At 60.7% G+C, this 26,140-nt stretch carries 25 protein-coding genes; 8 read left to right on the forward strand and 17 right to left on the reverse strand.

Annotation, left to right across the window (positions count from 1 at the left end):
* Window positions 1-221: 221 nt before the first annotated feature.
* The 12 genes from GNH96_RS14050 to GNH96_RS14105 all read right to left on the reverse strand — a co-directional run bounded on the left by GNH96_RS14050 (window position 222) and on the right by GNH96_RS14105 (window position 11,607).
* Window positions 222-878 (reverse strand): transposase, encoded by a 657-nt coding sequence (locus tag GNH96_RS14050; protein ID WP_267313376.1) that lies wholly within the window; start codon window positions 876-878, stop codon window positions 222-224.
* Window positions 879-1,129: 251 nt separating this feature from the next.
* Complete coding sequence (locus GNH96_RS14055) at window positions 1,130-1,624, reverse strand: SHOCT domain-containing protein (RefSeq protein WP_169604228.1); 495 nt, start codon at window positions 1,622-1,624, stop codon at window positions 1,130-1,132.
* Between the two features lie 326 nt (window positions 1,625-1,950).
* Entirely contained in the window at window positions 1,951-2,613 is a 663-nt protein-coding gene (locus GNH96_RS14060) for a RipA family octameric membrane protein (protein WP_169604229.1), read from the reverse strand.
* 84 nt (window positions 2,614-2,697) lie between these two features.
* Window positions 2,698-3,168, reverse strand: coding sequence for a hypothetical protein (locus GNH96_RS14065; protein ID WP_169604230.1), 471 nt, complete (start codon window positions 3,166-3,168; stop codon window positions 2,698-2,700).
* A complete protein-coding gene (locus GNH96_RS14070; RefSeq protein WP_169604231.1) occupies window positions 3,165-6,755 on the reverse strand; it encodes a RecQ family ATP-dependent DNA helicase in 3,591 nt (1,196 codons plus the stop codon). The genes GNH96_RS14065 and GNH96_RS14070 overlap by 4 nt, the downstream gene beginning before the upstream one ends.
* A 129-nt stretch (window positions 6,756-6,884) precedes the next feature.
* Complete coding sequence (locus GNH96_RS14075) at window positions 6,885-7,541, reverse strand: hypothetical protein (protein WP_169604232.1); 657 nt, start codon at window positions 7,539-7,541, stop codon at window positions 6,885-6,887.
* Window positions 7,542-7,628: 87 nt separating this feature from the next.
* Window positions 7,629-8,096 carry a hypothetical protein gene (locus GNH96_RS14080; RefSeq protein ID WP_169604233.1) on the reverse strand — a complete coding sequence of 156 codons (468 nt, stop codon included), beginning with the start codon at window positions 8,094-8,096 and terminating at the stop codon, window positions 7,629-7,631.
* A gap of 94 nt (window positions 8,097-8,190) precedes the next feature.
* Window positions 8,191-8,586 (reverse strand): YybH family protein, encoded by a 396-nt coding sequence (locus GNH96_RS14085; RefSeq protein ID WP_169604234.1) that lies wholly within the window; start codon window positions 8,584-8,586, stop codon window positions 8,191-8,193.
* A 78-nt stretch (window positions 8,587-8,664) separates the two neighbouring features.
* A complete protein-coding gene (locus GNH96_RS14090; protein ID WP_169604235.1) occupies window positions 8,665-9,249 on the reverse strand; it encodes a winged helix-turn-helix domain-containing protein in 585 nt (194 codons plus the stop codon).
* A 110-nt stretch (window positions 9,250-9,359) separates the two neighbouring features.
* Window positions 9,360-10,184 carry a hypothetical protein gene (locus tag GNH96_RS14095; protein WP_169604236.1) on the reverse strand — a complete coding sequence of 275 codons (825 nt, stop codon included), beginning with the start codon at window positions 10,182-10,184 and terminating at the stop codon, window positions 9,360-9,362.
* Window positions 10,185-10,258: 74 nt separating this feature from the next.
* Window positions 10,259-10,792 carry a hypothetical protein gene (locus GNH96_RS14100; protein WP_169604237.1) on the reverse strand — a complete coding sequence of 178 codons (534 nt, stop codon included), beginning with the start codon at window positions 10,790-10,792 and terminating at the stop codon, window positions 10,259-10,261.
* 314 nt (window positions 10,793-11,106) lie between these two features.
* On the reverse strand, window positions 11,107-11,607 hold the full coding sequence (locus tag GNH96_RS14105) for an AAA family ATPase (RefSeq protein WP_169604238.1): 501 nt from the start codon (window positions 11,605-11,607) through the stop codon (window positions 11,107-11,109).
* 30 nt (window positions 11,608-11,637) lie between these two features.
* On the opposite strand from GNH96_RS14105, the gene GNH96_RS14110 reads away from it, so the two are divergent.
* The 5 genes from GNH96_RS14110 (at window position 11,638) to GNH96_RS14130 (ending at window position 14,846) form a co-directional block, all read left to right on the forward strand.
* Window positions 11,638-12,741, forward strand: coding sequence for an integron integrase (locus tag GNH96_RS14110; RefSeq protein ID WP_456085583.1), 1,104 nt, complete (start codon window positions 11,638-11,640; stop codon window positions 12,739-12,741).
* Window positions 12,742-12,832: 91 nt separating this feature from the next.
* Window positions 12,833-13,126, forward strand: coding sequence for an AtpZ/AtpI family protein (locus GNH96_RS14115; protein ID WP_169604239.1), 294 nt, complete (start codon window positions 12,833-12,835; stop codon window positions 13,124-13,126).
* Between the two features lie 6 nt (window positions 13,127-13,132).
* On the forward strand, window positions 13,133-13,819 hold the full coding sequence (locus GNH96_RS14120; RefSeq protein WP_169604240.1) for a F0F1 ATP synthase subunit A: 687 nt from the start codon (window positions 13,133-13,135) through the stop codon (window positions 13,817-13,819).
* Window positions 13,816-14,082: an ATP synthase F0 subunit C gene (gene atpE, locus GNH96_RS14125; protein ID WP_169604241.1), complete on the forward strand. Its 267-nt coding sequence runs from the start codon at window positions 13,816-13,818 to the stop codon at window positions 14,080-14,082. Before GNH96_RS14120 ends, atpE begins: the two co-directional genes overlap by 4 nt.
* 2 nt (window positions 14,083-14,084) lie before the next feature.
* Window positions 14,085-14,846, forward strand: a complete 762-nt coding sequence (locus GNH96_RS14130; protein ID WP_169604242.1) for a F0F1 ATP synthase subunit delta — start codon at window positions 14,085-14,087, stop codon at window positions 14,844-14,846.
* A 350-nt stretch (window positions 14,847-15,196) separates the two neighbouring features.
* On the opposite strand, the gene GNH96_RS14135 is transcribed toward GNH96_RS14130, so the two are convergent.
* The 5 genes from GNH96_RS14135 to GNH96_RS14160 all read right to left on the reverse strand — a co-directional run bounded on the left by GNH96_RS14135 (window position 15,197) and on the right by GNH96_RS14160 (window position 22,388).
* Window positions 15,197-16,126: an alpha/beta hydrolase family protein gene (locus tag GNH96_RS14135; RefSeq protein ID WP_169604243.1), complete on the reverse strand. Its 930-nt coding sequence runs from the start codon at window positions 16,124-16,126 to the stop codon at window positions 15,197-15,199.
* Between the two features lie 108 nt (window positions 16,127-16,234).
* Window positions 16,235-18,145, reverse strand: coding sequence for an InlB B-repeat-containing protein (locus GNH96_RS14140; protein WP_169604244.1), 1,911 nt, complete (start codon window positions 18,143-18,145; stop codon window positions 16,235-16,237).
* 47 nt (window positions 18,146-18,192) lie between these two features.
* Complete coding sequence (locus GNH96_RS14145) at window positions 18,193-19,515, reverse strand: TolB-like translocation protein (RefSeq protein WP_169604245.1); 1,323 nt, start codon at window positions 19,513-19,515, stop codon at window positions 18,193-18,195.
* A gap of 26 nt (window positions 19,516-19,541) precedes the next feature.
* On the reverse strand, window positions 19,542-20,297 hold the full coding sequence (locus tag GNH96_RS15915; protein ID WP_223163437.1) for a pentapeptide repeat-containing protein: 756 nt from the start codon (window positions 20,295-20,297) through the stop codon (window positions 19,542-19,544).
* A gap of 237 nt (window positions 20,298-20,534) precedes the next feature.
* Entirely contained in the window at window positions 20,535-22,388 is a 1,854-nt protein-coding gene (locus GNH96_RS14160) for a S8 family peptidase (protein WP_169604247.1), read from the reverse strand.
* Window positions 22,389-22,695: 307 nt separating this feature from the next.
* Here GNH96_RS14160 and GNH96_RS14165 point away from each other — a divergent pair, with 307 nt between their 5' ends.
* From GNH96_RS14165 to GNH96_RS14175, 3 genes are read left to right on the forward strand one after another with little or no spacing between them, the layout of a single operon-like run.
* Window positions 22,696-23,760 carry a helix-turn-helix domain-containing protein gene (locus GNH96_RS14165; protein WP_169604248.1) on the forward strand — a complete coding sequence of 355 codons (1,065 nt, stop codon included), beginning with the start codon at window positions 22,696-22,698 and terminating at the stop codon, window positions 23,758-23,760.
* Window positions 23,720-25,231, forward strand: a complete 1,512-nt coding sequence (locus GNH96_RS14170; RefSeq protein ID WP_169604249.1) for a F0F1 ATP synthase subunit alpha — start codon at window positions 23,720-23,722, stop codon at window positions 25,229-25,231. The genes GNH96_RS14165 and GNH96_RS14170 overlap by 41 nt, the downstream gene beginning before the upstream one ends.
* Window positions 25,228-26,058 carry a F0F1 ATP synthase subunit gamma gene (locus tag GNH96_RS14175; RefSeq protein WP_169604250.1) on the forward strand — a complete coding sequence of 277 codons (831 nt, stop codon included), beginning with the start codon at window positions 25,228-25,230 and terminating at the stop codon, window positions 26,056-26,058. The genes GNH96_RS14170 and GNH96_RS14175 overlap by 4 nt, the downstream gene beginning before the upstream one ends.
* Window positions 26,059-26,140: the final 82 nt, after the last annotated feature.

Raw genomic sequence — 26,140 nt, forward strand, 5'->3', positions numbered from 1 at the left:
CCATCAAGGGCTGACCGCCCGTAGCGTTTCATCAATGCACTTAGCTGTTCGAGACCAGCAATCACACCTTCCGGCGTGATCGCCGCATAATTGCGATAACGCTTGCCAGTATCTCGATCTGAGTGACGAATGATTGCCCCCCTTGAGTATCGAGTTCCGAACGCAGTAACAGCCGCCCCAATCTCATACGATTGCCGCCCGTGAGGCAAGAAAGGGTCAGGTTACTTTTCTCCACCACCTTTGGGTTTCCTAGGCCGCCCCCGCGGCACGATTTTGGCGCGCCGACCCGCCATGGCCTCGATTTCATCCTGAAACTTGCTTGCTCCAAGCGCGCAACCCTTGTTCAGATGTGTTCGTATCGCTTCAAGATCATCAGTTGCCAGCGGTTGCCTGAACAGTTCGCGATAAGCCAGCGCGCGCGTCTCGGGACGGGCAGCCAGCCGGCGATATTCCTCCGGCTCGGCCAACCAACCCATGACGCTTTCGCCGACATGGGGTCGGTAGCTGGACCAGCGGTAATCTCCAGGATTGCGCACCATACCGGCCCGCGAGGGATTGAGTTCGATATAGCGCATGCACGTCAACAGATAACGCTCGCTATCGACCAAGCTGGATTTGAAACGCCCTTCGAACAGGGTTCCCGAGCGTCGGTACGTCGCATTGACATAGCGCACGTAGCGACGGCCGACCGATTGCATCAAGCCGGAAACCCCACCCGGCGCCATGCCTAGCGTCAACAGGTGGGAGTGATTGGTCATCAGCACGAACGCATACAGCTTGCAGTCGTTCTTCTCCAAGGCTTCGCGCAGGTAGTCCAGGTAGACGCCGTAATCGTCTTCATGAAAAAAGATGGCCTGACGATTATTGCCGCGCTGCACGATGTGTTGCGGAACATTCGGCAAGTCAAGGCGGGGAAGTCGAGCCATAGCGGTTGGGGATGAGCCAGGACGGCTTCATGCTAATAAATAAAATAATGTAACCTGACCCCTTTTCTGTTGGAAAGGCGATCCGCCAAAATCAGCGTCCAGTATCGATGCCGGAACCCGATGGAGCCGGTTCCGCCCATACCTTTACACACATCTCTGCCAGACAACAAAAAATCAATGGTATGGGTTCAGCCCTACGCGAGCTATCGCACAAGCTCAAGTATCTTCTTGTTGTATTCATCATCTGAAATTACGCCTTGGTCACGAAGTGTCTTCAGCGCATCGATGGCCCGTTCTCTATTTGGTGGAGGTGTGGCCTGATTTGTAGTGACCTCGATTCTTTGAGTTGGCGCAACAGATTCCAAGTTAAGATCAAAAAAGATTTTTGGATTTCCTTCACCTTCCCATTGGCATGGATCAACAAATTTCGATTGTGATTGCCCAGCAGAATTCTTCGGTGGGTAAGCTGTCACTTTGTAATTACCGGATGAATTAGCCCATCCACCTGGCGCATTCATTAAACCAACCCATGTTTTACTACATCGAAGCGATACCACGGTCGGCGTTTCTCCCATGTTTACACCATTTACTTCAACGGGAGCTTGTGGAGGACGGCTTGTTACTTCGTACGAAATCTTTGACGCATTTGCGCAAGCCGTACACGACAAAACAATTAACAGTAACGCCACCAGTTTCATACTACCCTCGATTAGTTGGTTTGTGGTCGTCTTATTCTGTTTTTGAGCGAATGCCTATGAGAACTGAACCGTCTTTCAATACCAAATAGGAAGGAACGTTGCCTTTATCGGCATATACGAACAGGGCGCCGAGTATGTCGGAATATGGAACCTCGCCCCCGTCAATCGGTAGCAAAAATTCGTCCGATTACGCTACGCTAATCGGAGCTACGCGGGCTGGGTGGAGAATTCGCCCAGTCACATGTCAATCCTTACAGCGTTCTTCAGCGATGCTCAGTTTCTTAACCTCAGCCGGACTTAAACGCTCTCTAATTCGGGAGTACAGCTCAGCCGCTTTCGCGTAATTCCTTAGCCTTACGTTGCTTGGCAACAAGCCTATAAGAGCCCCCATAAGTTCTGCCCAACGTAAGAAACGCTATGCAGGACGCCAACGCGAACGCAACCAGCCCAACGTATTCCCATTTCACCGGAGCAGCGCATGAAAAGGGCGGAAGTGCTTTATAAAGAAGGAAGCCCCACAAGCCTGTGACATAGAGGCTGATGATCTGGTTAATCTTTGACACGGACAATGGAGATGGGCCTGTGATAATGTCGGCAACGTATTCGCTCACGCATGCAGAATCGGGGCGAGTTAGCACCGTTTTGTACAAAGGCCCAATCGTTTCATCCTCCAGCATATCAACGTGATTCTCCCAGTTCTCTTGCCAATGCTTGCTTCCACGATTCACGCAAAACCAAGCGAAGGAAAAGACAAGCCCGAGGCAGGACAGAATGACGAGCAAGTCGGTCTTAGGGAACGTGCCAGACGCCACAAATACTGCGGCATAGCCAGCGAGGGTGGCGCCGATAAAGGTCCAGAAATACGTGGCTCTCTTCCAATAGAGGTCGATCTCAAATTTGCGTATATCGAGAGCATGCTCGAAAGCTTTCGCTCGCTTCTCTCCGGCGAACGCGGACATGTATTCGGCTTGGGATATAACCTTGCTCACATGGGGCTCCTAAGACGCATAACGCTCGGGTTCAGCGGCGGGCCGCGCAGCGGACCGTCCGCTGCAACCGGTTGTTAGGCGCGCTCACCCACGCCCAAGCGTCAGTACCAGCCAGCCAAGCAAAGCCAATGTTATTAGTGATAGCCCAAAGCTCCCAAGCGCCAGATTCCGCACAGTGGTTACGAGGGCCTTGGTACCTGCCGCCTGTGCACCCAGGTTTTCCTGAACGGCCAGGACTTCCTGTCGCTGCGCTTCGTGTCGCTGTTCGAGCTCTTTCCGTAGCATGCCTTGTTCGGCGGTGATTGCTTCCAGTCCGCGCAACAGCTCAGGCGTACCGATCGACCGCAGCGTTTCCGCAAGGCCGCCAAGCTGCTCAGCGATCTTAGCGCATCGAGTCGATAGTTCGCTTACGCCCATGGCCGCTTGACCGAGCGCTTCACGGGCCGTCTTGTAAGACTCGACCTCGTCCTTGAGTCGCCGCAACTCCTCCACGAGGCGGTTCGCCTCCTCTTCGGCGCGCAAGAATAAATCCAGTCCACGCGTTGCCATGCTCATCCTCCCTCCGCGGTCACGAGTGCGGCGCACCGGCCCGCAAGTTCGTTCATCAGCCACCCGGCAGGAATCCCAGCCAGATCTATAGGCACGTGCCGCATGAACGCGCGCACGAACATGCGATCGGCGTGGATCGAGGCGGGAATCGATTCCATCAATAACTCTCCTGCACCAGCCTTGTCCCGCGCGCGGGCGATTGCCTGACCGAGGGCAGCCGCCAGCTCCGTCGCGTCGAGTCGGAACTTCTCCACTCCGAACCTCAGCGCCGCCTCGACGTTCTGCCGCACCACCTCCGGATCGGCATCGGGGCTCAGCGCCTCGGAGACGCTCCGAAGGATCAGCAGTCCCGGGACATCTGGATACGATGCCAGCGCACGGCCTGTCGCTGCACGCAGGGCAACGGCATCGTTCGGAGAGACCAGATCGTCCAGCACGGGTGCGAGGCTGTCCACGCCTCCGCGCGCCGAGGCGCGGACAGCCTCCAGACGGTCGTCCCACTCGGACTGCTCCAGGTAGTCCAGGATACGGCGCCGCAGGTCATCGCCGCTGCGCGCGCTGACCGCTGCCTGCAGCATCTCGTTGAGCGCTCGACGACGGGCGAGCTCGATGTGCTGGTAAATGAACGCGAGGAGCCGCTCGGCCACGCCCAGTATATACTCCCGGTGAGGCTCCCGTTGCAGCGCCAGCGCCTCCGCCTCGGCCTGCTCACCCAGCCGCCGCTGGTATGCGCCCGCATAGCGGCCGAATGCGGCCGCGATCTCATCCTGCGTCGCACCAACGATCCTGACGCCGAACTCCTGCGAAGCGTAGTTGACCGTGTAGTCCTCGACTACGCCGAGTACGACAAGCCGGTGGAGGGCCTTCTCCGCCCGCTCCCGAGCAGCATCCCCCTGTGACGACCAGTGCGCGGTGCGCCAGGTGACATTCACCTGTCGCCGCACCCGCACGTCGCCAAGCTGGTCAAGCATGCTGGCGACATCCTTGACCTCGGCCTCTTCGCCGCGGAATGCCCGCACATGGAACCAGAGCGCCCGCACGATGTCATCCGCCTCGTCCCATCCGGTATCGTTGACGATCCGCGCCACCTGATCGAGCGGCGTGGCCGGGCTGAGAAGGCGCTGCGACCGTCTCGGGTCGTCGTTGGACAGGACGATGGCGCACTCGGCGCGCTGACGGTCCCGTCCCGCGCGACCTGCCTCCTGGTAGAAGGACTCGATCGAGGCCGGAAGGCCGATGTGGACTGTATAGCGGATGTTGGGCTTGTCGATACCCATGCCGAACGCTTTCGTGCAGGCCAACACCGCGACCCGGTCACGCTTGAAGTCGTGGGCAACTTTCCGTTTCACGTCCTCCCAGCCCTGGTGGTCGTGGTTATGAGGTGGCGCGCCGCTGTAGATTTCGACACTGGTCCGGAGTGCCCGCTCAAGGTGCTTTTTCTGCTCCAAGACACCGTACAGGCCATTCACGTGCGGACAGAACACGAGGCCTGCGGCCGTCTGCCTCCCCGCCGGCCGAAAGAAGCGACTGCCGTCGACCGCGAAGTCGGTCGGGAGACGCTCTAAGAATCCCAGCACCCGCTGCACCTTCTCGTCGGAGCGGCTGGTTAGGATGCTGTAGCGCAGCTCGGGCCGGTCGAAGGTCCTCGGAGTGATGATGCCGTCGAATGACGTGATCCCCAGCTCGCGCTGCACATCCTTGAGCACGATTTTGCTCGCCGTGCCGGTGAGGGCGGCGAGCGGCGGCACGACACCCTGCGAAGCACAGTAGTCGCGGGTGATGCGGCCCAGGTTCAGGTAAGCGGTGCGGAAGTCATGCCCCCACTCGGAGACGCAGTGCGCCTCGTCGATGGCGATCAGCGAGACGGGCGTGTTGGTGGTGAGCGTCCGCAGTCCCTCACGGAACGGCACGGTCTGGAACCGCTCCGGCGCGACGTAGCAGAAGAGGTAGTGCCCCGACTGGAACGCTTGGAGCGCCTGTTCGCGCTCGTCAGCAGTCAGTTGGCTTGTAATCCCAATGCAGCGTTCGATGCCGACTCGCGCTAGGTTGTCGATCTGATCGTCGATCAGGGAAATGATCGGGTCCACCACGATGCACCGCCCCGGCAAAAGCAGCGCCGCCAACTGGTAGGCGATCGACTTGCCAGCACCGGTGGGCAGGAGGACGATGCAGTCGAGCCCGCGCAGGAGGCGCTCGATCGTTTCCCACTGGCCCTCCCAAAAGTCGTCTTTGCGAAACAGGTACTGGAGGAACCAACGCGCGTCTTCCCGCTGTGGTGAGCGGAGCCGCGCAGGCGACGCGGCGGTGAGCGGGGCCTGGACCTCGGCCGGAAGGTAGACGTCAGACACCAAGAACCGCGCCCGCATCTGAGGTAACAGGTCGTCAGCGCTTCCGTCGGCTGGCCCGATGAGCACGTCCAACTCGTGGTCCACATCATCGAGGTGGCCAGCGAGGACAACCCGCGGCTCTTGCGGAGGGAGCGGCTGGTCATGCAGCCGTGCGAGGCGGCCGAGCAGCTCCAACAGGCCGGTCACCGCGAGCTGAACGAGTGTAGCAGCCCGCGGGTCACCACCGAGGATGCGAGGCGGAACCACACCGACCCTCCAGGGGGCATCGAGGCGGAGCCACCCGCCGCGCAGCGCTGATACGAGCGCAAGCTGTACCTGGTGTAAGAACTTGTACCAGCGTATCGTGCGGGATAGCTCGGTCTCCGGCGGCAGTTCGACTCGCCCGCCCATTAGTCTCTGCTTCAACGCGTCGAGAGTCGGGCCGCTACCATTTCGGATGTCGTTCGCCTGGATGCGTATGACGCGCACCCCAGCCTTGGCAAGACTGCGGTCACGCTCTTCGTCCCGCTCGCGGTGGGCGCTGTGTGCTAAGCCATCGATCTCGATAAGAACTGGGTCACGCTCGGGGTGGACGAGCAAGAGATCGCCGCGTTCGGCGGTGCGCGGGTCGATCGCTGGAGTGAGGGACGCGAGTTCTACTTGGGGAATTAGTGACCAAGGGAGCCCTTGGTCTTTGACCAGTGTCAGTATCCAATCAAACGCCTTGCGCTCCTCGACGCTATCAAACGAGAGCGGGCGGAGTCGGCACGATGGCGTGGAGGCGACACGGCGTACCGCCTCGATGACCGGTTCGGCCTCGTCGGGCGGCACAGACGCCGCTCCCAGCGCACGCTCCAGGGAAGGCGAGCAGAAGGGCGTAGTGCCGCGGGTGAGGAGCGACTCGGCGACGGCAAGCAGGTTGCGATATTCGGTCGGCACGCCCTCGCCGTGTGGCCGCGGGAAGTCGAGTCGCCACTGGGCGGCCGCCCTAACGAGCGACGGCTTGGAATCCTCCATATGCAGCTGCTCGACGAACGCCGCGGGCAGTCCGCATGCCTGGAAGAAGGTGCTCTGGCCGTGACGTTCTCGCGGTGTGGCGGCCACAGGCACCGCGAACGCTCGCGTCGCAGCAGTCGGCAGACTTGTCGGTACAGGATCGTCGCCGCCGAGCGCCAACTCGACGGTCGCTCTGCAGACCGGGTAACGGCTGCAGCCCCAGAATTGACGGCCGGCGTTCCGTCCACGGCGCGCGGTCCGCAGCTGCATCGGACTGCCACATTGCGGGCAGGTTTGCGGCACGGATTTTCCTCCACTTGCTGGCACTACACTGCACCTAACGTTCAAGGTCAGGGGCGCTGCGCGGCTTTATCGCGCAGCGTCCCCTGCACCGCAGGGTTAGGGCTTGCCGCTGGCATTATTGCTTGAGTTTGTGGTGCTACCTGTGCTGCCTGTAGCTCCGGTTGATCCGGTACCTTGAGTGGTCTGCTGTGGCACTTGCTGGATGCCCGGCACCGGAGCGCCTTTTTGTACTGTCTGCGGAACCTGCTGAATGGTAGGCACGGGGGCGCCCTCTCTCAACGGTACTTGCTTCTGTTCGGCCATGATCGCTGCCCTTTCAAGATTGATTGAAACAAAAATCGTACTGCATGCGATTGCTACAACAAATGCGGTGCCAGCGATATACGCGAGCCAGTCAGTACACCGCGCAAAGAAATTGGATTCGGAGAGAGCGGAATCATCCATTCGGAGGTAATACTTCTCGTTGAGGGCCAATTGCCTTGCGATTCCGAACTGCGAAGAAATGAAGGAGATCAACGTCACCACCACGGCAACGACAAAGAGAGCCCAAGACAAGAAGAGAAGCCAGGAAGCGTCGGCACGGGTAATAGGAATGAAGTCCTTCAGGAACCCAAGGGATAAGGCAAGGCCCGCGGATGAGTAGGTAAGTATTGCTTTGTCAAAATTATCGGAGTTCGAGAGCTGACGCTTGAATAGCTCAGTCTTCAGTTCCGCGTGAACCTTCTTTCTCTCCTCAGCGACATCGACTGTCATAGCGAGCCCTAACGTAGAGCTAACCGGCGCTGCGCGGCTTTATCGCGCAGCGTCCAGCGACCAAAGGGAGCGAGGTTGAGCGCCGGGTTAGGAAATGCCGCAATCACGGGGAGTAATTGCAACTTTAGTGACGTGGCGGCCATCACTGCCGCGGTATGAGTACGAGACGGTTACGCCATTTTTGAAAAAAACCTGCATATCGGGGCTAGTACAAACGCTATTCCGAAGATGTGATGACATGGCGCGATAAAACTCTGTCGTATCTATCTCGGCTGCCCGAGCGGTAACGATCGTGTAGTGATAGGTGAAGGCCCGACCAGGCCCTGCTTGTGTTGACTCCCAACGCGTGTCGCGGTCAACGGTCATGGGAAGTTGCTTATTGATTTGATCGACAACTTTCACCAAGGCTTCATCCACGGTCATTCTTTGACCGGCAGATTTGCCAACAGCGCCGCCGATCAGCGCGCCGAAGATAGCACCGACACCACCTTTTCCGGCTTGTGCATTAAGCGCGAGAGTCATTAGCGGGACAGCAAGTAGCAATTTGTAGTTCATGGTGATTCTCCCTTGTGAAATGCCTAACGCCGCGCTTCAGCGACGGGCCGAGCGCGCAGCGCGAGGACCGTCCGCTGGAAGCGCTGGTTGGGCATCACTCCTCCACCGGCGCCAGCATATTGGCGTCGCGGGCCAGCGCCCACTTGCCGTTCTGCTTTTGGAAGATGGTCAGCGTGTGCCCCGCGCGCTTCATGGGTTTAGCACCGTCTGGTGGCGTTACAACGACGGTAAGGTTCGACCACATAAACGCCCACTCACCGAGAACCTTTATTTCCTGAACTTCGCTCGACCCTTCAAACTTCGGAGCATTCGCACCTGTTTGCGCCCTTGATGCCGCTGCGAAATCTCCTTTGCGCATGACGGGACGGCCGGGCACCAAGAAGACAACATCATCTGTCATTAGCGACAGGACTGTATCAACGTCACCGGCCTTGGTTGCGGCCATCCAGGTAGCAACAAGCCGGCGAATCTCTTGCTCGTCATTCTGCATAAGCGCCTCTCTTTCGTGATGCCCAACGCCGCGCTTCAGCGGCGGGCCGCATGGCGGACCGTCCGCTGCAACCGGTTGTTAGCCGTTGCTCTCCCCGCGAAGGTACCGAATTCCTGCCTCGCTGATTGCCCACACTCCTCGCGGGCTGTCACTTCGCAGCAGCCCCTCTTTGACCATCGAGTTGCGCGCCCATTGGGCGGCATTCTTCCAGCGCGGCATCTCTGGGTCAGAAGCGAGCGGCTCGTAGTCCACATCCTTCAGCGCCCCCTTCATGCTCTGGAGAACATGGTCAAGAACCTTCGTCATAGGCGCCGAGCCTCCCAGTGATTCAAGGGCCTCCAAGATTGGGCGATAGTATGCTTCTTCGCGGGTGCGCAGGCCACGGCGGAGACGGCCAAGATTGCGCCGTTCAGCATGTGCTTCAACACCTTCCTCCTCTTCGTCGCGGGCAAACAGATTTCCCCATTCGCGACGAAGAGCATCAGCCTTGTCCCGGAAGCTTGTAACGTGTGCCGCACGTTCAAGGGCTTCCTTCGCCTTGTCGTAGTCACGGACTTCGAAGGCGCGAGCGCCCACCCGATTCACAAAGTCGATCTCCGCTTCGATCTCTTCGAGCAACATCTCGAAGGCTGCGACAACGTTTGTCGGGTTGTTTTCGATCATGGATCCCTCCTGAAGACGGCTAACGACCGCGCTAACCGGCGCACAAACAGCAAGCGCAGCGCCGCTGTTTGTGCGTCCGGTTCAGCGCGAGGTTAGCGAGCACCTCTGACTCATGGCACATACTGAATCGGGAACCTCGATCGATGCTCGGGAAACAGGTCGTACATGAAAAAATTGGCCCGGTATCGCTCGAACGCCTTCGGCTCGTGCTTGATAAGACGCGTCCGTAACTCTTCTAGACTCGGTGGCATCGTGTCGGACAGCTCCATGAAGCGTGCTTGCATCCTCTTGGCACGGATATCGAGGGCCTCCGGGGTGCAGTAGTCTTTCCTGTAGCCGGCCCATCCTTTCTCGAATAGGCCCTGCGCTGTTGTACGCAAGAACAGCCCTGGCTCCGTTGCTGCATCCATCGCCTTGACCGCTTCCGCCGGAGACTTCGTACTTAGAAGCGTTAGATACAGCGCGCGGTAGGCTTTCTCGAGCGCTGCGGCCGTGACCGTCTTTGTTGGGCCAATGAGTCCCCAGAACGGCGCTCTATCGCTCATCCGAAGTACCTTAGCGAGTGCGCCTCCCGTACATGCGGCAACCGCAATCATCAGGTTGAGATGCGTTGCAGCATTTAGCTCGGTAATCGGTAACTTCAGTTCTTCCCAGTCAGCGAGCGAACCATCTGCGAACTGAAACCCATCCTCATCGCCATGACATTCGATGTGCAGCATGGGGACGATGCCTTGGTCGAGTACAGCCTTGCGGCAACTATGGATCTGCTCGATAAGCTCGTCGCCGGTCTCGACGCGTACGTATTTAACCGCCGGCGATGGTGAGTACGCGGCAGCGTAAGTACTAATATCGTCGATCAATCGCTTCGCTGTATTGAGCTCTCCGGCCGGGATTGAGTCAACGACTAGAATCTGGTTGAAGCGATTGGCGTCCATATGTGCTCGCTAACACCTGAATTAAGCCGAACCGCGAAGCGGTTTCGGCTTGAATGAATTGTTAGAGCTCACGCCTAGCACCTCACGTTGCCTGCATTTCGTTTGATGCCCAAGGTTGCTATGGCGGCTCTGCCGTACTTGATGTTGAAGTAACCGTGACTCCCGAAGCCGATCCGCCACGTGTACTTAGGGTCTCGCTCAATCCAGCCGACGTTGCCTCGCTCGACGAAGGAGATCACTCCTGAGGAGTCATCCGGGATGCCTTTGTTCTTGGCGTTCTGCAGATTAAGGGAAAGATTGGCGTGCATGAGCACGAACATTGGCCGAACCTGCATAGAGCCAACATTGAACCGAGACTGTGCGTAAGAAAGTGCCTGCCAAGCCAAAGCGTTGACCTCACCTAGCTTGTAACTTTTCAGGTATTTGACTTCAACGCCGATCCAATCGTTATCAAACCCTCTATCGATCAAGTGTTGCTTGGGTTTTATCAGGAAATCGATGACAACGGGCTTGCCTTCCACGAGGCTCTCACCCGGAATATCCTTGTGGATAGTGAAGTCCCCGCTGAAGTCGCGGACGAATGCATCTTTGAGAGCCGGTTCACTCATCAGTGAGCTCTAACGTGCGGCATAACCGGCTGCTAACGAAGCGCAGCGTAGTTGGCAGTCCGAGTTGATGCGATTGTTAGGCATCTTTACTCCAAACTAAAACATAATGCCATTTCTTGCAGCCCAATCCATTTGTGATTCGAGTTTTCCGCCGCATTTAGGACACCCTTTTGGTTTGCATTCATTGCATATTTTGAATTTCTCCCCACATTTCTTGCATGTTACCGATACGCTTTGTTCGGTAAATGGAAAGCATGTCGAGCCGCATTTGTCACAGCTTCCGTGATATAGATTCAGCATAAAAATTTCCTCCGCTAGCTTGGTCTCTGCTCGCCAACAATGAATAGCCCCTCTGGAATTTCGTCAATTCGCTCTCTTGTCTTGCATATGCGATCCTGATTGGCGTCATCCGCAATATTTACAGGGGCATCAAAATAGTTCTTTGAATATTGATCAAATAATTCTAGCCATTCACTATCCGCTTCGTTAATGTTGTCAATTAGTAGCACACATCCGTTGATTTGCCCCGCAAGAATGCGATTAATAGCGCTGTACATGAACGTTGCCAAAGTGCTGGACGGCATATACGAACAATCTAACTTGATTAGCTCAAAATCTTTTTCAGTTGCAAACTCTGTAACACAAGCGGTTTTGCCAATTCCTGTCAGGCCAGACAAAACCGGGATTCTCAATTTTCCCGGAGAGTGGTCTCCGATGATCACATGACCATCGCTGATGAGTTGTTTCATACGGACAACCTGAACGTTCCTATCGTAAGCATTAACGAGCGACAATTTCATTTTTTGGAAACTCATTTCGTAGCTCCTGATTAAGCCTAACTACAAATGGACACCCTAAAGGGCGTATCTTCTTGCACCTTCAAGGTGTACAATTTTGATGCAACTCTACAGAACAGCCTTTCTGATTGCAACATCGCGTATATGAGCACCCTAAAAATGAAGCTGCTCACACCTTCGGCTCCGTCGCCGCGACCGCCAAAACTTCTCGATCAGGTTCGTAACAAAATTCGGCTCAAGCATTACAGTCTGCGCACCGAACAGGCCTATGTGGACTGGGCACGGCGCTACATTTTCTTTCACGGCAAACGCCATCCGGCGGAAATGGGGGCGGCGGAAGTGGAAGCTTTTCTGACCCACTTGGCCGTGGAAGGAAGGGTTGCCGCCTCTACGCAGAATCAGGCGCGCGCGGCGTTATTGTTTCTGTATCGGGAAGTGCTGCAGCAGGAGCTGCCTTGGCTCGAAGGGGTGGAAGCAGCCAAGGAATCCCGCCGCATACCGGTGGTCTTGACCCATGGGGAAGTCAACGCTTTGCTGGATCGTTTGCAAGGGGTGCACGGCTTGATCGGCCGCCTGTTGTATGGAACGGGAATGCGGCTGATGGAGGCGATGCGGCTGCGGGTCAAGGACATCGAGTTTGAACGCAGAGAAATCATCATACGGGACGGGAAAGGATTTAAGGATCGGGTAACGATGTTGCCTGCGGTATTGATCGAACCTTTGGAAATGCATCTGCAGGCCGTCAAGCGGCAGCATGAGGACGATCTTAAGGCAGGGTTCGGCAGCGTTTATCTGCCCTTTGCGCTTGAGCGAAAATATCCGAATGCAGGGAAAGAATGGGGCTGGCAGTATGTGTTTCCGGCAACCCAGGTTTCGGTCGATCCCCGCTCGGGCGCGATGCGCCGCCATCACCTCGATGAAAAATGCATCCAGCGGGCGATGAAACAGGCGGTGCGGGATACCGGGCTGGCCAAGCCGGCGACACCGCATACCTTGCGGCATTCGTTTGCAACCCATCTGCTGCAAGCCGGCTATGACATCCGCACCGTTCAGGAATTGCTGGGGCACAAGGATGTCAGCACGACGATGATTTACACCCACGTGCTTAACCGGGGCGGGCAAGGCGTAGTGAGTCCGTTGGATCGAATCTAAGCGGATAAAATTCTTTGTACCCCGGCCCACTCCCACGAGGCGGGCGCATCATGCCAAACTACCCGGAGCGACTTTGGTAACGGGAAACCTCTTGAAACCGCCCCTCCCTAATTCGAGAACCCGCCTCAGCGCCACGGTCGACCGCCAGGCCCAGCGCCTGCGCCGGGCCGAGCGCGAGCGCCGCGGGGTGCTGGCGCAGACGGCCTATCTCGGCACGCTGGGGCTGGTGTTCGTGCTGCCGCTGGTGGCGGGGGCGTATCTGGGGCGATGGCTGGACCAGCACAGTGCGGGCTATTCGATCCGCTGGACGCTGAGCCTGTTGTTCCTCGGGCTGGTCGTCGGCGCCTGGAACGCCTGGCAGCTGATCCGGCGGCATGAGGATTGAGCGGGGATGGAGCAGATCGACTTTTTCGCCAGCGTCCTCGGCCACATCGGGCCGGTGGCGATCAGTGACAGCCTCCTCACGTCGGTGCTGGTGACGGGCTTGCTCGCGGCGGTTTCGGCGGTCCTGACCCGGCGCAGGACGGCGCTGCCAGACCGCGTTCAGGTGGTCCTGGAAGGCATCGTGTCGGCTTGCGAGAACGCGGTGCGCGACGTGATCCCGACCGCTTACCGCGAGGTGACGCCGTTCATCATGAGCCTGTGGCTGTTCCTGGCGACCGCCAACCTGATCAGCCTCATTCCCGGCTTCGATTCGCCCACGCGGGATCTGTCAGTGACTTCAGCACTGGCCGTGCTGGTATTCTTCTCCGTGCACTGGTTCGGCATCCGCCAGCAGGGGCTGTCAGCCTATCTGAAGCACTACCTGACGCCCAACCCCATCCTGCTGCCCTTCCACCTGATCGGCGAAATCACCCGCACGCTGGCGCTGGCGATCCGTCTGTTCGGTAACATGATGAGTATGGAACTGATCGGGCTGCTGCTGCTGGTCATCGGCGGACTGTTCGTGCCGGTGCCGATCTTGCTTCTGCACATCGTCGAGGGCTTGGTGCAGGCGTATATTTTCGGCATTCTGGCACTGGTTTATATCGCCGGCGGCATTCAGTCCGGCCCGCAACAGGAGAACCACTCCCCATGAACGACATGACCGGGTTCGTCAGCCTCTCCACCGTGGCCGCGGTGGCCGGCATCGCCGTGGCGGTGATGATGCCGGCGCTGGCCATGGGCCGCGCCATTGCCACGGCGCTGGAAGCCCTGGCGCGCCAACCGGAGGCGGAAAAGTCCATCATGCGCACCCTGTTCATTGGGCTGGCGATGATCGAGTCGCTGGCCATCTATGCGCTGGTGATCGTACTGATCGTGCTGTTCCGCAATCCGCTGATCGAATACCTCGGCCGCTGACCGTGGACCTGAACCCTTCCACCTTCGTTCTGGAAGTCGCCAATTTCCTGATCCTGGTGTGGCTGCTCAAGCGCTTCCTGTACCAGCCGGTGAGCGCGGCCATCGACGAACGGCGCCGGCAGATCGCCCGGACGGTGGACGAGGCCCACGAGACCCAGGCGGCGGCGGAAGCCTTGCGGATGCAGTACGAATCGCGGCTGGCCGATTGGGAAACCGAAAAACGGCAGGCGCGCGAAACCTTCAAACGGGAACTCGAAGCGGAACGGCAGCGCGCTTTGGGCGAGCTGGAGAAGGCGCTGGAGGCCGAACGGGAAAAGGCCCAAGTACTGATCGAGCGCCAGCGCCGCGACATGGAATCGGACCTTAAGCGCGAGGCCCTGCGCCTGAGCCGGCAGTTCGCTGCCCGCTTTCTCGAACGGCTGGCCGGGCCGGAGATGGAAGCCGCCCTGCTCCGGATGTTCGGCGAGGACCTCGCCGCCATGCCCCCCGAGCACTGGCTCGCGCTCACACGCGCGCTGGAGGAACCGGAACGCGCCGAAGCCGAAATCGCCAGCGCGTTCCCGCTGAAGCCCGAATCCTGCGCCGACCTCACGCGGCTGATCGAGACCCGCACCGGCCGGACCATCACCTGGCGTTTCCGCCAGGACCCCGCCCTGATCTGCGGCATCCGGCTGCGGGCGGGCCATCGGGTACTTTCAGCCAATGTCAGTGAGGAACTGAAGTTTTTCGCGAACGGGGCGGAGAACTCCCTTGGCGGCGGGTGAACCCCGGCCGCTCCAGCGTCACTGCAGGTCTTGCACGGCCTTGACGGCCGCACGGGCGTCGACGATACCTGCCCCGCACGCGCCCTGAAGGCCTGCCCTGAGCTCAGCCGAAGGGTCGGTCGCGCAGCGGGTGCCCTCCGGGAACGGCCGAGCGGTCGCCGTGAGGATGTCCCTGACCTTCTGAGGGTTCAGCCTTAGCGCAAGCGCGAAAGACGAAAACAAGAGCCCGCTTCCTTCACCGCCATGTCAGCGGCCCCAAAGAGCACTTTGAGAAAGGTGCCCTTGCCTTTCGTCGATCAATCAGCACGACGCCGCTGGACCCCGAGGCACCGGCTAAACGTACTCGCTATCTATCGATCCTGCCCCAAGTAATGGCGAAACCAGGCAATTTGCTCCTGGGCTTGATATAAGGCGTTCTTGGGCTCGCGAATGCCATGACCCTCGCCGTTGAATTCCACCATTCGAGCCGGCGTGCCTCGACCCGAGATGCCCGCATAGAAGTTCGCCGCGATGCCGACGGGCAGGAAATCCTGGCTGCCGTGGAAAACCAGCGTGGGGGTCACCACGCGGGCGGCTTGATAGATGGGGGAATCGGCGCGGTACTTTCTCAGGTTCTGATAGGGTGTTTTCCCTTCCAGAAAGGCTATGAACGCTGTATAGCCGGAGGCAAACTCGGTGGGAATATCGAGGAGGCTGCAAGCCGGATTGGCCGCAGCGTAAAGACGGGGATGCCGCGACACGCTCTGGCTCGCAAAATAGCCACCGTAGGAACACCCTGAAATGCCGACCCGCTGTTGGGAGGTATAGCCTTTGGCTATCAGCTTACGCACGAACTGGGCGGCCTCATCGATATCTATCCGGCCGAAATGGCGGCCGTTTGCCAGATCGAACCATCGTTCTTCTCCCCACCCCGGACGCATCTGTAAAGGCAGCACCAGAACGGAAATGCCGAAGTTGGGCAACAGATTGAAAGGCGACTCGGCCACGGCGCTCCAACTATTGACCATCTCGCCGCCAGGGCCTCCCTGCTGCCACAAGACCATCGGAACATTCCGAGGGGGAAATGCTGCTCCGGCAGGTTGGATGAGATAGGCCGAACGCTGCGCGCCGCTTTTGACCGCGAGCGAAATCGTATGAACCTGAACGGAATTCTGCGCCTTCGCCTGGGCGTTATCTGCCGTCAAATCGTTGGGCTGGCCGGGCGGCATGGCACCGAACGCACTTATCGCTGAGAAACCAACGAAAGCGACAAAAATGATAAGTCCTGCATAACGGGCCATGATAACTTCCTTCGATAGCCTTGCTGGCGAGAGTATGGAATTACCTTTCAAACTGTATTACCCTGCCCCTGTGGAATACCTGGCAAGCAATTTTCAATTCCGTTGGGCTCAGTTCCTTGGATAGGTATCGAATATCGCGCCAACCCGCTTGCTTTGGCCCATCTTCAATACACAGGTTGTCTTCTTACCACTACAGGCGCCACTCCAACCCTTGAAGCGGGAGCCTTCGCCCGCTGCTGCCGTCAACGTCACTCGGGCCCCTTTCTCGAAACTGGCCAAGGTGGTCCGGCAATCTTCCCGGCAGGACAATCCGGCGGGTTCGCTGTTGACGGTTCCAGTGCCCTTGCCCTTCTTGATCAGCTGAAGTGTCTTTGTGTTGGCACTGGCAGGGCGGAACGAGACGCTTACGGTCTTGTTGGCTTTCATGGTCAACATGCACGATGCCTTCGGAGGCCCTATCCACTGCCCGCAGTCACCCGACCAGCCGCCTATCACTTGGCCGGAACCCGGCTTGGCGAACAAAAAGACATAGCTGCCTTCCTCGAAGGCGGCGTTGCAGACCGTCCCGCAATCGATACCCTCCGGTGAGCTGGTGACGGTCCCCTCGCCCGACTTGGCCATGGTGATGGTGTAGGTGCGCGGCTGGGGGGCGTCGCCACCTCGTTTGCTTTGAACGATGCCGCTGTTCAACCACACCGCGGTGACGTTGCCAGCATCATCGGCGACGACCTGGGGAGACGCGCTGGCCGGTCCTGCCTCGGCAAGCCGGGTGGCGGCTCCCCAGCTTGCCGAAGCGTAACGGGCACTTTGGACGCTCACGCCGCGATCGTCGACGCGCTCCCACACGACCGTCGCCGTACCCGCGCGATCCGAAGCCACCTTTGGCGAAGGCAAACCTCGCTCTCCCCAGGTCTCGAGTTTGCCCGCGACGCCGATATCCACGGGTCTACTCCAGCCTTCATTGCCGAAGCGGGCACTCTGGATGATCAAATCGCTACCGACCTTGGCACCCCAAACCGCGGTCACGTTGCCGGTTCCGTCGACCGCGACTTGCGCCTTGCCGGCTTGGGCGCCCGCATCACTCAGATCTATCGGGGCAGTCCAGGCGCCGGCACGGAATCTGGCGCTCTGGACGATCCGATCCGCGGCGCCGGCCAGCTCCCATACCACCGTGACATTGCCGTTGGAGTCGGTTGCCACGTTCGGCCTCCTTGCGTCTTTTCCCGGAACGCTGATTTCGGCGGGAGCAGCCCAGTGTCCCTCGCTGAACCGGGCACTCTGGATGGTTACACCGCCGTCACCTCCGCGTTCCCATACCGCGGTCACATTGCCATTGGCATCCGCGGCCACTTGAGGAGACGCGGTCGCCGTACCGGCATCTCCCAGGTCGACGACTTTCTCCCAGCTCCCTCCAATGGACCGCGCGCTTTGGATAGTGCTTCCGCGCTGCCAAACGACCGTGACGTTTCCGCTCCCGTCCACGGCCACGGCGGGAGACCGCGCATCCAGGCCAGGGGCGCTGAGGCTGATCGGGCTGCTCCAGCCGCCGTTGCTGAAACGGGCGGTCCGAACCGCCCACTGCTCGCCGGTTTTCGATTCCCAGACGGCAATCACGGCGCCAGCCGGCTCCGCCACGGCACGGGGCTGCCAATTGCTGCCCGTGCCATCGATGTCGATGGCACCGCTCCAGCCGGTGCTGAAGCGGTTGCCCTGCAGGATCGTATTCTCGTTCGCATGATCGAGCCCCCAGATGACGGTCACGTTGCCGCTCGCATCCACGGCTGCCGCAGGATTGCGAGCGATCCGGCCGGCGGCGCTGAGATCGACGACCTGATCCGACCACGACCCTTCCGCCAGGGCGCGCCCTGGCGAGCAAACGAGACTTGCCAGGACTCCCCAAGCCCACAAGGGCGGAATGGAGAAGCGCCCTGTGGGGCGGACTTCGTTTGCAAGACGGAACATAGGCAAGGCACGGTCTCCGAATGTTGATGGCTCAAAGGGTGAAACTTGGTTCGTCACGCCGGATCGGAGAGGCCGAAGAGATCCCCTCCCGTCATCTCCCGCCTCTATCGGCACCACCCCGATGCCAACCGACGTACATAGACATCCGGATCATCTTTACCGTCGGCGTTTGGCGTCAGGCCCGGGGCGTCGGAAGTGAAAACCACGGCACTGCCGTCGGCGCTGATGACGGGGAAAAAACCCGCACCGCGCGCTTCCTTGCCCTTGCCGGTCATGCTGATTCGGAGGGTCTTGCGGGTCTGCCGGTCGTGGACAAACACATCTTCTTCGCCATTGCCATCGTCCGGCACCAAATTGGTGGCCTTGCTCTGGAAGGCGACGCAGCGTCCGTCCGCAGTGACGCTGGCATAATCGCTGTCGCCATCGGCTTGGCCACCATCGGTCCGGATACTGACCCGTTCGGCGATACCGGTTTCGAGGTCTCGCAGGAAAATGTCTCGTTTGCCGTTGCTGTCGCCCGCAACCAGGTTGGACGCGGAGGAAACGAACCCTACGTAGCGGCCTCCGGCGCTGAAGACAGGGCCATAGCTGGGACCGTTGGCCTGCTCGCCGGTCGAGGACTTGCTGATACGCGTGGTCTCACCGCTGGCCAAGTCACGCAGGAAGATGTCGCTGACGCCGTTGCTGTCATCGGCAACCAGGTTCGTCGCCTCGGACATGAAGACGATGCGGCTGCCATCGCCATTCAGGCTGGAGAGGGAGCTTAGGCCGTTCCCTTGCTCGCCGCTGCTCGCGATGCTGACAAGCCGGATGACGCCATCGACGCCGCGGACAAACACGTCGGGGAGACCATTGCTGTCGCCTTTCACCAGATTGCTGGCCGCCGATGCCCAGCTGACGACCCGGCCATCGGCGCTGACCGCCGGATACAGGCTGTCGCCGTCGGCGGCCGCCGCTGTGGCCGGAACAGAGAGACAGAGAGGCGGCGTTTCCCGCGCCAAGACATCCTGCCGAAAAATATTCCTGACCCCCGGAACGGCGCAAGCCGGATCGATATCCGTGGCGTCGGAAGTGAACACCACCACCGAGCCATCGCCACCGAGCGCGGGAAAAAGACTGTTACCGGCGGCCTGTTTTCCTCCCCCATTCCGGCTCATCAAACTGCGACGGGCGGCATCATCCTCCCACAGGAAAATCTGGTCGCGCTGCTGTTCGCCGTGCTTCCGAACCACGTTGGTGACGTAGGCCACACGGCTTGCGTCGGCGCTGACCGAGGGCAGGCCGCTGGTCCGTACGGGCGGACTGACGACCTTGAGGGACGGCACGGCGGCCTCGGCAACGCCTCCCGACAGCAGCGCCATCAGCACACTGAACGGCAGGACGGGATTCGAATCGACACGGCGGCGGTAGCCAAGGCGATTAATCATGCTGGATCTCCAAACGGGCCAAGTATTCAATACCAATCATCTCTGCGGCAAGGTCCGGGTTTTTTATTGGGGCAGGTCGTCGCCCGTGTCGTGATAGCGTTTTCAAGATCAGCGCCCTTCACTCCGGAAAGGTCGGCTCCATTCAAATCCGCGCCGTATAAATACGCACCGGATAAGTCCGCCTTGGACAGATTGGCCCGTGACAGATCGGCCCGGCGCAGGTCAGCTCCGCGCAAATCCGCTCTGGGCAGATTGGCAGACTCCAGGTTCCCCTTGCTCAGGTCGACATAAGCCAGGTCCGCGCCAGGCAAGTCGGCCTTCTCCAGGTCCTTTTTAACATCCATGAGGGAGGCTTCCGGGGCCCACGCAGGCCCGTCCAAACGAATCGAAATATTCCCTTGTGTCGCCAGGTCCCTGCCATTCACCCCATTCGCCACACGCCACACCCGGTCGCCTACCCAACGCAGCTCCACGACAGGGGGGAAGTCAAGGAGTTTCCATCCCCACCAGTGATAATATATCTCCAACTTCACCGTTTGCTCCTTGGAACAGCCCAATTCATTGAGGTTCAAGGTACGATATTGTTCGACCGGGATATCGCCGGCATTAAATTCTTTGTCACAGCCTTTCAGGGCAAAACTGGCAACGAACCATCCGTAGTTCGTTACTGTCACCGAAGCGGCGCGAGCCTCGGCGGCAATCGAAAGCAGCAAACACATGCCAAGTTTAATGATGCTCGCCAGAAACCGCTGCGGTAACGTGATAGTCGGGTTATTCAGCATATATCTCCTACCATATCATCTGACAAACTCGTGACAGTTTCCGGCTGCCCAACGGAAAACCCGCGGATCAGCGGCAGGGTCCATGGGCTCCATCCGGGCAGGTAGTGGTCGCGTCTTTAACTGGGTAAGAGAGGCTGGCACCCCATGCCCCGTCAGATCCGCCGCCATCAAATCGGCATCGGCGAAGTTCGCCGATCCAAGTTGCGCTCCATGCAAGTTCGTCATGCATTCGCCTGCCTACCGAACCCGGACAATCGACAGATTCCGGCCGGACAAATCGGCGCCATTGCCTTGCGCATGGGGCTCGATTCTGCCAACCGGCGGTGTCGGCATCGCGGCCTTCACCGCGGCATAGGCGTCCACGATCCCCGCTCCGCACTGTCCCTTGAGGTAGGTGGTGCAGCGCGAACCTTCCGGAAACGGCCGCGCGGTGTCCCGAAGGATGGCCATGATCCGCTGCGGATTGAGTTTTTTCTCGGTATCCGCGGCCAGCATCAGCGACACGACGCCGGAAACCACGGGCGCCGCCATGCTGGTGCCATCCATCGCCCCATAGGACATGCCCTCGGCGGAAGGCCGCTTCTGGCTGGTATTCAGGGTCGAGAGGATGCCGTCCTGCGGACGTTCACCCTTCGCGCCGATGTCTCCGCCGGGCGCCGCGACGGCGACCTCCGCCCCGAAGTTGCTGTACGAGGCCAAGTCGCCGGACGGCCCGACGGCACTGACTGCGATCACGCCGCGGCAATTCGCCGGGGCATAGTTGCGGGTGTTGTCGTTTTCGTTGCCGGCCGATACGACGACCGCGGCGTTGCGCGAGAGGGCGTAGTCGATGGCTTCCTGCATGGCGTCCGGACAGGGTCCCGTGCCGGGCGCATCGGGCCCCAGGCTCATGTTGATGACATTGGCCGGCCTGGGATTCGGCTGGGTTCCTCCCACGCCCTTCTTGCCCGCGGCCCACCCTATCCCCTGGATGATGTCTTTGACGTTGCCATCGCAAGGGCCGAGCACCCGCACGGGTTCGATCCTGGCGAGCCAGTCGACGCCGCTCACGCCGATACCGTTGTCGGTGGCGGCGCCGATGATGCCGGCGACATGGCTGCCATGCCATTCGGCAGGCTTGAACGCCGTAGGCACGGGTATTCCATCTTCTTTCCCGCACCAGCCCACCGCCTCCCAGTCGCCCTCGTCCTTCGGCTTTTTGTCGCGGGCATTGCCGTCCCGGGCAAACCTCGGATTCCGGATCATGTCCCAGCCGACGATCACGGTTTTCTCCGCATTCCGGTATTCCAGCCGGCTTTCGAGGTCGGGATGGGTCGGAGCGAACAAGACGCCGCTGTCCAGCACCGCAACCGTGACTTCGGGCGTCCCCCGGGTGAGTGACCAGGCGGCCTGCACATTGGCCGAGCCGGCAACCGCCCCGGGACCGCTCTGAAGATGCCACTGCTGGGGGAAATATTCGTCGCTGGGCATGACCGGCTCGGCGGCGGCCTGGGCCTTCATGCGCGTTACCGGATCGGCATAGCGTACTTCCGGCAAGGCTTCGAGGCGCCGCTCGATCGCGCCCGCGTCCGCCACGCCCACCGGACGGGCGAGGCGGTACACCTGCGCCGCGCCTACGGTTTCCGACGTGGGGACCAGCCGTGCTCCGGCAGCCGCCGAGAGCTTCTCGACATCCAGCGGCAGCGAACCCGCCCCGCGTTTGAATTTGATGATGAATTCCTCGATGCCGGCAACGGCCGGAACGGCCGACCTGGCGGATGCCGTCCCCCGCCCGGCGTCGACATCGGCCCACAGCACACCGTCCATGACGCCGATCCTTCGCGCCAGGGCCGTCGCCTCATCCTGGGTCAACGTATCGAGCGTCCGCAAAATCCTGGCGTTGGTCCGGGTATTCCCCATCCATTTGAAATCGAAACCGGTCTCGGCCTGCAGACGATCGAGCTCGGCCGCATTGATCGCGCCGGGCTCATCGCGGTCGACATCGCTTTTGAACATGACGATGATCGAGACCGGCGCATTCGCCGCCATCCCCGAAGCGCTCGCAGCGGCCAGCAACAACGATGCGATGGAAACCCTTGAGAGCCTCTTCATTGCAACTCCTGTTCTCCCGTCGGCAAATGATCCGATGATCTTGCCTATGGCACTTTGGCGTTTCGTGAAATCCCATGTGTCAGCGCGTTCGAACGCCGTTATCGCGTCGAGGGCGACATCGTAGATAAAATCGGGGCGCTCGTTTTGTCTCTGCGTCCACGATTTCTTGCCGCCGTGTCCACAAAGCTCGCGGCGGAGCTGGCGGCTCGCTTTCGTATGGTCGCCACGGGGAGCCAATTCGAATGCGCATGATCCAACGGTCCGTCGCCAGCCATGAAAAAAACACGTGCACCAAGAGGGCAATGACGTGAAGGGTGAATCCGAAAGGCCTCCGGACACCGTCCCGATCGCGCGCTTCGATCTGGGCAGTCTTCCGGCGGAGGACCGCTATTCGATCTGGAAGGAGAGCATTTCCGTCATCTTCGACGTGGAACGGGAAGTCGAGGCAGGCTCTGCACCGTTTGCCGCAATGCTGACGACCTGTCATCTCGGCTCCATGCTGCTGGCGGAGACGTCCAGCGTCGGACAATATTTTCAGCGGAAATCGCCGCTGATCGCACGCGACGGGCTGGACCATTGCATCATCCAGGTTTACCAAAACGGCACGACCCGCGGCGAATGGGGGAAAAGACACAGTACCGTCCAGCCGGGCGACGTCTTCCTGCTCGACCTGACCCAGCCGCTGGATTCTTGCGCCAGCGATTTCCGCAATCTGACGCTGATGCTGCCGCGTGACTTGCTGGCACAGCATCTTGGCGCGCCCGAGCGACTGCATGGCCAGTCGCTGGCCCGTGACTCGGCCCGCGGACGCCTGTTGGGCCAGCACCTCCGCACGCTGTGGGAGGTCGCGACGACCCTGAGTTCCGACGAGGCCCACGGCATTGCCCAAGGACTGGTCCATCTAATCGGCGCCTATTTCGGCGAAGGCCGGGTCGAGGAAGACCGTCCGGAAACCGGAGCCGCCTTGCTGGAGACCCTACGCCGCCACATCGCGGATCATCTGGGCGATCCCCGGCTGACGCCGGAGTCCCTGGCGGCGTACTTCCGCGTGTCGCGGTCCTACCTGTATTCCCTGTTCCAGCCACTGGGAGGAATCACCCGCTACATCCAGCAGCAACGGCTCCGGCGCGCCTTCCTGGAGCTGACCCAACCGGCCTCCCGGCCGTGGCGTGTCAGCGAGATCGCTTACCGCGTGGGTTTCCGCAACGAGGCCCATTTCAGCAGAAGCTTCCGTCACGCCTTCGGCATGAGTCCGAGCGAAGCGCGGTCCATCGGCCTGCAGGCCGTCCGCTATACTACCGAGGGTCATGACCACCCCATCGATCGCCGCTATGAACGCTGGGTCAGAGAACTCAATGCCCCGGCTTTCTGAGCCGGCTTCCGCGCTCGCAAAAACGGTCCGCATCGGCGACTACCGGCCCCGGCTGCGCATTGGCGAATACGGCACGGTGGCCTCAATCGGGGACGGCATCGCCTGGATCACGGGCCTGCCATCGGCGGCGATGGACGACGTGCTGATGTTCGAGGACGGGAGCTGGGCGGTGGTGTTCGCCCTGACCCGGAAGCGCATCGGCGCCGTGCTGCTGCACCAGACCGAAAGCCTGACCGCCGGCACCTCGGCCCGGCTGGCCGGGAGGACACTCGACGTTCCGGTCGGCGAGGCGCTGCTCGGACGGGTGATCGACCCGATCGGGAATCCGCTGGACGGCGGGCGTCCCTTGGAATCCCGCAGCCGACGCCCGCTCGACAGCCCCTCGCCCCCCATCGTCGCGCGCGACTTCGTCCAGCAACCGCTCTACACCGGCACCCGCCTGGTCGACACCCTGGTGCCGATCGGCAAGGGCCAGCGCCAGCTCATCATCGGCGACGAGGGAACCGGGCGCAGCAGCCTGGCGATCGACGCGGTCCTGAACCAACAGGGCCGCGATGTGCGCTGTGTCTACGTGCTGATCGGCCAGAAGCGATCCGCGGTCGTCGGCACCATCGACCTGCTGCGCAACTATGGTGCGCTTGTCTATACCACGGTCGTGGTGGGCGAAGCCGGCGCGCTGCCCGGCCTCAAGTACCTGGCCCCGTTCGCCGGCTGCGCCATCGCCGAAAGCTGGATGGCGCTGGGGCACGACACCCTGGTGGTCTACGACGACCTGAGCACCCACGCCCAGACCTATCGTGAACTGTCGCTGCTGCTGCGACGCCCGCCGGGGCGGGAGGCCTACCCGGGCGACGTGTTCCACCTCCACGCCCGGCTGCTGGAGCGCGCCACGGTGCTGAATCCCGCCAACGGCGGTGGCAGCATGACGGCGCTGCCGATCGTCGAGACCCGGCTGGGCGAGATCGAGGCCTACATCCCCACCAACCTGATTTCGATCACCGACGGCCAGATCTACCTGGACCCCGACCTGTTCGCCGCGGGCTTCAAGCCGGCGATCGACGTCACCCGCTCGGTCTCCCGCATCGGCGGCAAGGCCCAGCATCCGCGCATCAAGGAAGAAGCCGGGCGGATGAAGCTGGACTATCTGCAATTCCTGGAGCTGGAGATATTCACCCGTTTCGGGGCGCGGCTGGAAAGCGGGATGGAAGCGCGGATCCGGCGGGGAAGGCTGCTGCGGGAAATCCTCCGGCAGGAGCGCCTGCAGCCGCTGCCGCCGGAGTTCCAGCTCGCCTGGATGACCGCCTACAACGAAGGGCTGCTGGACGCCGTTCCGCTCGCCGCGGTTCAGAACGCCTTGAACGTGTTGAACACGGCCGTCCGGAGCGGCTCTCCGGCGCTGGAGGCTTCGCGCGGCGAATGGGTGGAGTGGCTGAGGCAAAATCTGCCCCGGCCGGGACAGGACGATCCGTGAGCCGGCGCCACCTCCTCCGCCGGCGGATGAAAACGCTGGGCGAAATCGCCGGCATCCTCGAATCCATGCGCACGCTGGCCGTGATCGAGAGCCGCCGACTGACACGTTCCGTGGAATGCCAGCGCCATCTGGAGGCGGCGCTGCGGAGCAGCGCGGAGGAACTGCTGGGCCACTATCCCGCATTGCTGCCCGTCCAGCCGGCTGCGACCGCCTGGCTGGTGGTGGGTTCCGAACGCGGCTTCTGCGGCGATTTCAACACCCGCCTGCGCGCCATCCTGGAACAGCGGCGGTCTCCGGGTGAGCCGGTGATCGTCGTGGGCAGCCGGATCGGCGCCGAATTCGCCGCCCTGGATGTCGCCGTCCATCGGCAACTGCCCGGCCCGCTCACCGCGGATGAAACCGCCGAGCGGCTCCCCGCCCTGATCGATGCCATCAACCAGCTCATCGAAAGTCGCGGCCCGCTCCGGATCACCGCCCTCCACCATGCCGACGACGCGGAAACGGTGCTGGAAACGCGGATCGTGCCGCCGTTCGGCAAGCCGTCCGCAAGATCGAAACGCCCGTATCCGCCGCTGCTGTACCAGGCGCCGGATGACGTCTTCCGCCACCTCGTCGAACACTATCTGTTCGCCGTCTTGCACTGGCTGTTGGACCGTTCCCTCTTGAGCGAGCACCAGTACCGGATCCGCCACCTGGACGGCGCCACCCGCCGCATCGAAGACACCCTGGAAACCTTACGCTCCAGCAACAACCGCCTGCGCCAGGAGGAGATCACCGAGGAACTGCAGGTCATCCTGCTGGGCGCGGAAGCCCTGGACTCGGCTTGAAACGCATGGGCCCGTTCCGCAAACTGGCAGGCGGTTCCGATCCCCTGCCGCCGCAGACACGTTCCCCTTTTGAGGGCATGCC

It is taken from the genome of Methylococcus geothermalis (genome assembly GCF_012769535.1).
GTDB classification, from domain to species: Bacteria; Pseudomonadota; Gammaproteobacteria; order Methylococcales; family Methylococcaceae; genus Methylococcus; species Methylococcus geothermalis.